5 protein-coding genes are annotated in these 6,519 nt (G+C 45.1%); 2 read left to right on the top strand and 3 right to left on the bottom strand.

The window, feature by feature from the left end:
- Window positions 1-465 (bottom strand): IS1595-like element ISPssp3 family transposase (locus tag B4240_RS01475; RefSeq protein WP_296236448.1); only part of this gene is annotated, 465 nt, incomplete at its 3' end.
- Between the two features lie 172 nt (window positions 466-637).
- Window positions 638-3,205 (bottom strand): excinuclease ABC subunit UvrA, encoded by a 2,568-nt coding sequence (gene uvrA / locus B4240_RS01470; protein ID WP_296236447.1) that lies wholly within the window; start codon window positions 3,203-3,205, stop codon window positions 638-640.
- A 253-nt stretch (window positions 3,206-3,458) separates the two neighbouring features.
- Here uvrA and arfB point away from each other — a divergent pair, with 253 nt between their 5' ends.
- Window positions 3,459-3,872 carry an alternative ribosome rescue aminoacyl-tRNA hydrolase ArfB gene (gene arfB / locus B4240_RS01465; RefSeq protein WP_296236446.1) on the top strand — a complete coding sequence of 138 codons (414 nt, stop codon included), beginning with the start codon at window positions 3,459-3,461 and terminating at the stop codon, window positions 3,870-3,872.
- A 132-nt stretch (window positions 3,873-4,004) separates the two neighbouring features.
- Here the strand turns inward: arfB and B4240_RS01460 are convergent, their stop codons facing one another.
- The gene (locus B4240_RS01460; protein ID WP_296236445.1) at window positions 4,005-5,204 is read right to left on the bottom strand and encodes a sugar transporter; all 1,200 of its coding nucleotides are present in this window, start codon (window positions 5,202-5,204) and stop codon (window positions 4,005-4,007) included.
- Between the two features lie 351 nt (window positions 5,205-5,555).
- Between B4240_RS01460 and B4240_RS01455 the strand changes: the two genes are divergently transcribed.
- Complete coding sequence (locus B4240_RS01455; RefSeq protein ID WP_296236444.1) at window positions 5,556-6,254, top strand: cupin domain-containing protein; 699 nt, start codon at window positions 5,556-5,558, stop codon at window positions 6,252-6,254.
- Window positions 6,255-6,519: the final 265 nt, after the last annotated feature.

The raw sequence follows: 6,519 nt of genomic DNA, 5'->3' as shown, positions 1-6,519 counted from the left end.
GTCATTAACAAAGGTTTTGGAGTGGTTGATACGATAATGAGTGAACTCACTGACATCTAATGCGTTATAGCTTTTGAATGAGTCAGTATAAACAATGCTATCAGGCTTCACTTTTTCTCTTATGATAGGGATCAAAGTATCTGCTTTAGCATTGGGTATAATACAAGCGTAGACTTTGCCATTACGCTTTAATAGACCAAACACGGGCACTTTGCTACCAGCACCTCGCCCTCGCTTGCCTTTACGAGTTCCACCAAAGTATGATTCGTCTACTTCGATTTCACCCTCAAATAGACCAGGGTCTTGGCTATTCTCGTAAATAAGCACTCGTAGCCTATGAAAGTAATAACTGGCTGTGGTTTTATTAACGCCAATTAGGCTTGCTGCTGTTCTGGCGGTAGAACCAGCAACAAATAGCTCGATGAGTCTGTTTTGTTTATACCAACTTAGTTTACTCTTTCTCATAGTGCTATCCTAAATAATTTTACTTATCTAGGACAGCCCCAATACATATTTAAAAAATCGATATTTAGAAATAAAAAGCCGCAACTTTAATAGTCATGCGGTTTTTTATTCGGTTCTTATTATTAAGCAACGCTGTTTTTTGTTACCCTAACTTTGTTTTTCTATAGCCATGCTAAGTGAATAAAAAAGGCGCGGTACGACTTTTTTTCGACTCAGCTACCTCTTTAGGCGTGCCCTCAGCGACGATAAGACCGCCTTCATCGCCAGCTCCCGGTCCCATATCGATAATCCAATCGCTGTTGCTCGCGACTTGCATATCATGCTCAACCATAATCACCGTATTACCCGTTTCGACCAGCCCGTTTAACTGCGCCATTAGCATCGCGACATCAGAAGGATGTAGGCCAGTCGTTGGTTCATCGAGCACATATAGCGTATCGCCGCGCTGCGTCCGCTGCAGTTCGGTAGCAAGCTTAATACGCTGTGCCTCGCCGCCGGACAACTCGGTCGCTGGTTGCCCAAGTCGTAAATAGCCAAGCCCAACTTTTAGCAAGGCATCCAATGCGTGCATAATCGGGGCGTCATCGACAAAAAATTCAGAAGCGGATTCGACCGTTAAATCGAGCACTTCAGCGATATTTTTACCGTGATAAGTAATCTCTAGGGTTTCATCGTTGTAGCGCTGGCCATGGCAAACTTGGCAAGGCGAGTAAACACTTGGCAAAAACAGCAGCTCAACGCTGACAAAACCAACGCCCTCGCAATTTGGGCAACGACCTTTTTTCACGTTAAATGAAAAACGTCCGGCATCATAGTGTCTTGCTTTTGCTTCTTTGGTGGCGGCAAATAACTTGCGCACATGATCAAACAGCCCAGTATAAGTCGCTAGATTTGAGCGCGGTGTACGCCCGATGGCTTTTTGGTCAACGGTGACTAAGCGTTTGATGTGCGCCATACCGCTGACTATCTCTCCGCCCACTGGTGTTTCTTGCTCCTGCTCCAGTAAAGCCGCTTCATCCGTGGGCGCTTCAATCACGGTTTTTTGTCCCAATGCATTATGAACCAGTTCAACCAGCGCTTGACTGACCAAGCTTGATTTCCCTGAACCAGAGACGCCCGTCACTGTGGTTAATACCCCTAAAGGAAATGCCACATCTAAACCATGTAGATTGTTGCGCTCAATATTAGCAAGTTTTAGCCAATTACCAATCTTTCTTGGCGTGTGGCTTTTTGATTTTTGCTTTGCTGCGTCAGAACTAAAGAGATATTGTCCCGTATAGGAATCAGAGATATCGCGCAAGCCTTCGATAGGACCGCTGTATATGATTTCACCGCCATAACGACCTGCTTTTGGTCCGACATCTACTATCCAATCGGCGTGGCGAATAACGCTGACATCATGCTCAACAATGAACAATGAGTTACCCGCCGCTACCAGCTCATCGAGCGCACTTAATAACGCCTGCGTGTCGGCAGGATGTAGGCCAGCTGATGGTTCATCGAGTACATAAACCACGCCAAATAGTTTAGAGCGAATTTGGGTGCCAAGCCGTAAGCGCTGTAATTCGCCGGGCGATAAGGTAGGCGTGGTACGTTCAAGCGATAAGTAGCCTAGTCCAAGTCTGGTTAACGCTTCCACGCGCGATAAAATATCGCTGGCAATACGCTTGGCAACGATAGCTTTTTCGCGGTCAGGCACATCATCGCTGAGTTGTTTATTGGCGGCATCATGAAGTTTAAGCGCCAATTCAGTCAAGGTTAATTGTGATATTTCGCCAATATCAAGCCCCGCAAAATTAACCGACAGCGACTCTTTTTTAAGTTTTTTGCCATGGCAGCTTGGGCATTCTGAGATTTGCATAAACTGTGCCACGCGTTTTTTGGTACGTGGACTTTGAGTCGTCGCAAAAGAATGTAAAACGAAGTTTTTTGCACTGGCATAGGTGCCTTTATAGTTGGGTTTTTCACCTTTTTTAATCGCCTCGCGTACTTGCTCGAGATTGTATTCTGGATAAACCGGCACTTCTGGCGTTTCATCGGTAAATAAAATCCAATCGCGCGTCTCCTTGGGTAAGGTGTGCCAAGTTTTGTCGATATCGTAGCCAAGTGTGGTCAGTATTCGGCTAAAGTTTTGCCCTTGCCATGCCGGTGGCCAAGCAGCAATGGCGCGTTCTCGAATAGTTTTTGTCTTGTCAGGCACAAGCAAGTCTTCTGTGACTTCAAACACGCGGCCTATGCCCGAGCACGTGGGGCAAGCCCCTTCTGGCGTATTTGGCGAAAAGGCGTCGGCATAGAGCATTTCTTGCCCAGCAGGGTATTCGCCCGCTCGCGAGTACAGCATGCGCAGTCCGTTTGAAATCGTGGTTACGCTGCCAACCGATGAGCGTACCGACGGCGTACCGCGCTGTTGTTGCAGCGCGACGGCAGGCGGCAAGCCTTCTATCGCATCGACATCAGGCTCACCAACTTGGTCAATCAAGCGCCTGGCATAAGGCGATACCGAATCCAGATAACGGCGCTGCGACTCAGCAAACAAGGTGCCAAACGCTAGTGACGATTTGCCTGAGCCTGATATACCGGTAAAAACAACTAAGGCATTACGTGGTAAATCAACATCGACGTTTTTTAAATTATGCACCCGCGCACCCCTGACTTGAATGCTTTCATCAGCGGCGATGTTATTATTTACAAAAGAGGTTTGAGGTTTATTATGATTAGATTTCTTATTATGGGTCGTCATATAACGCTTATTCCTTTGACTAAAAACTGTCTGTATTTAAAGCCATCCTATCACCTTAAAATCAAATCCCTATGCAGGCTTACGCTTTACAGACAGAGAAGAGACATAGCAACGTCAAACGATAACATTTAGAAGAAATGATGAGATTTTTAAAAGATGTTGTCTGTCGGCAGTGGTTAAGCTGGCAGCTGGCGTGTTCATTGATAATGCTTTATTATTAGCCATATTTATCAATGATTTATAAAAGTGTTTTATGATTTTTATTAGCAATAGCATTAGCCTAAATGACAGTGAAGTGGAGATTAACGCCATACGCGCGCAAGGGGCAGGCGGGCAAAACGTCAATAAAGTCTCCTCGGCAATTCATCTGCGTTTTGATATTCGTGCTTCGAGCTTAAGCAATGTTATCAAACAGCGTTTATTGGACAGCAAAGACAGCCGAATCACCAAAGAAGGCGTGCTTATCATTAAAGCGCAGCAGTTTCGCACCCAAGAGCGTAATAGAATTGATGCGCTTGAGCGGCTGCAAAGCTTTATACTACAAGCTACCCATGTGCAAAAAACCCGCAAACCTACCAAACCAAGCAAAAGTGCTAAACGCAAACGCGTCGATGAAAAAACCCAACGCGGTAAAACCAAAGCGTTACGTGGTAAAGTGGATTTTTAAATAAGCGGCTCTTTTTGTCTTTGCTATTTTTTAATAAACCAAATAGCAAAATGCCAGCTCACTTAAATTTAAGTGGCTGGCATTTTTTATAGGCTTATTTAATTCATATTTCTAATTAACCAAGCCTTCTGCTTAACCAAGTCTTCTACTTAATTCAGGAAAGCGCTTGATCATAAATAACATCAGCAGCAGCGCCACACTAGCGATGGCCGCGCCGACGTAGCCGACGCTTGATATGGAAATATGCGTCACCGCATAGCCACCAAACAGCGCTCCTGCGCCAATGCCTAAATTGATAATGCCTGAGAACATCGACATCAGCATGTCTTGCGCCGTCACATCGACCATGATGACTTTGGCTTGCATGGAGATAATCAGCAGCATAAGCGCCGCGCCCCACAGTAATGCAATGAAACTCAGCGCCCAGATGGATGTCACGGCAAACAATAGCACCAGCATAGATAGCAGCATTAATATCGTCGATATCAGCATCAACCTGGTATTAAATCGATCGCCCCAGCGGCTGAATATCACACTGCCCGCAATCCCTGCCACCCCAAACAAAAGCAATATAAAAGTGGCGGCGTTTTCACTGATGGCCCCGACTTGGCGCATAAAGGGCTCGATATAAGAATAAGCCGTATAGTGGGCGGTAAAGACCAGTAAAATAAGCAGGTATAGGCAGACCAACAAGGGATTTTTAAGCAATTCTGGAATTTTTCTAAAAGAGCCTTCAAACATGCTTGGCAACCTTGGTAAGAGCCTTGCTTGCAAGATAAACACTATAAAAGCAATCACCCCGATGCCGCCAAAGGTTGCGCGCCAGCCAAACCATTGGCCAACTAAGCGCCCTAATGGCACACCAAGCACCATCGCCAATGACGTGCCGGTTGCAAGCACGCTAAGTGCCAGCGCTTTTTTGCCTTCCGGTGCCACGCGTATCGCAATCGCTGCTGTGATTGACCAAAATATGGCGTGCGAGAGCGCTATCCCGACGCGGCTAATCAGCAATATATCAAAGCTCCATGCAAATACCGATAGCACATGACTGGCAATAAAAACCGTAAACAATGCTAGGAGTAAGCTTTTACGCTCAAAGCGACTGGTGAGCAGCATCAATGGCAATGACATCGCCGCGACAATCCACGCATACAGCGTCAACATCCAGCCAGTCTCAGCCGTAGTGATAGAAAAATCTTGGGCAATGTCACTTAATAGGGCAACGGGGACAAATTCTGTGGTATTCATAATAAAGGCGCTGACGCCCATCAAAAATACTTGAAAATACTGAGCTCGGCGAGCATCGGCGCTCACCTCAATGTTAGGTTTCATAAAGTTCAACACAAATAAAAAAGGCGCTAATGAAGAAAGTTAGCTTAAAAAAAGGCGGAAATAGGTACTGATGGGAAGAAGGGGGGCAAGATAGCAAGTCAGTCGCAGCAGTTAAAGTAATTTTTTGATAATTAGCATAATTAGAGAAGGTTTTCACTCCTAAATATTTATCTGCTAGCAACTTACTTTAGTATAAAATTGATAGATAACTTAACAATCACCCAAATAAATTAAAAAAAATAGCCTAAGCATTACACCATTTTTTAGAAATGACAACGCTAGCCTATTTGTCAAAGCAGATAAATCAGTTGATAATCTAAACCATTAAACCTTGTCTTTGGAGTCCATTGTATGCTGATTAATGCAGATTTTACCCGCCGTGCAACATTGGCGCCCAAACACTATCAATGGGTGCCCTCACCGCAAAGCGGCGTCGAGCGCGTCATGCTCGACCGCGTTGGCGCAGAAAAAGCGCGTGCAACCAGTATCGTGCGCTATGCGCCCAATTCGTATTTCCCGCATCATTTGCATCCGGGCGGCGAGGAGATTTTGGTCTTGTCTGGCACTTTTTCGGCGGACAATAGCGATTGTCCAGCGGGCTGGTATTTACGCAATCCGCCAAACTCTGGCCACCAGCCTTATAGTGATGAGGGCGCGGTTATTTTTGTCAAGCTTTGGCAAATGCCCGCAGCAGAGACGCGTTACGTCGCCATCGATACCAATGATGCGGCAAATTGGCAAACGCAGGGCAAACGTGATATTTGTCATTTATTTTCAGACGCTGACGAACAAGTCAGCTTACAACGTTTAAATGCCAATGAAATACTATTTACCGAAGCAGTAAAAGGCGGCGCAGAGATACTGGTATTGGGCGGCGAACTGATAGATTCTGAACTAGCAGATGACGCTAAAACTTATACTCGCGGTGGTTGGATACGCTTGCCCGTAGCTGCCATACCGCAAATAAAAGCAGGCGCAAAGGGCGCTAAGGTTTATCTTAAAACTGGTCATTTGTCTAAAATAATCGGCGCTAAAAGTGAAGAAAGATAGTGTGCAACGGCGACTTTAGCGATTATTAGTGGCGGCTAAAGTGATTGGCTCATTATTTTTTTTATTAAAAACAAGGCGCTGATCATGTTCCCTTGTTAGCATGGTCGACGTTATTTAAGATAACTTTATCTAAAGTATAAAAAATAATTAAAACAATGTTCTGAAAAACCTAGATACATACCTGCCCTTCACATTGCTGATGTATTTCTGTAAAATACCGACCGTGTGGTTTCTTTATGAGAAGCTATAGTCAAAATATCCTAAA

This window comes from Psychrobacter sp. UBA5136, assembly GCF_002414005.1.
In the GTDB taxonomy this organism is placed as follows: domain Bacteria; phylum Pseudomonadota; class Gammaproteobacteria; order Pseudomonadales; family Moraxellaceae; genus Psychrobacter.
Note: the sequence above shows the minus strand (reverse complement) of the source record. Positions and strands in the feature narration are given on the sequence as shown.

Excerpts from the sequence above, each read along its gene's own strand:
- uvrA (WP_296236447.1), bottom strand. The coding sequence starts at position 3,205 with ATGACGACCCATAATAAGAAATCTAATCATAATAAACCTCAAACCTCT.
- arfB (WP_296236446.1), top strand. The coding sequence starts at position 3,459 with ATGATTTTTATTAGCAATAGCATTAGCCTAAATGACAGTGAAGTGGAG.
- B4240_RS01460 (WP_296236445.1), bottom strand. The coding sequence starts at position 5,204 with ATGAAACCTAACATTGAGGTGAGCGCCGATGCTCGCCGAGCTCAGTAT.
- B4240_RS01455 (WP_296236444.1), top strand. The coding sequence starts at position 5,556 with ATGCTGATTAATGCAGATTTTACCCGCCGTGCAACATTGGCGCCCAAA.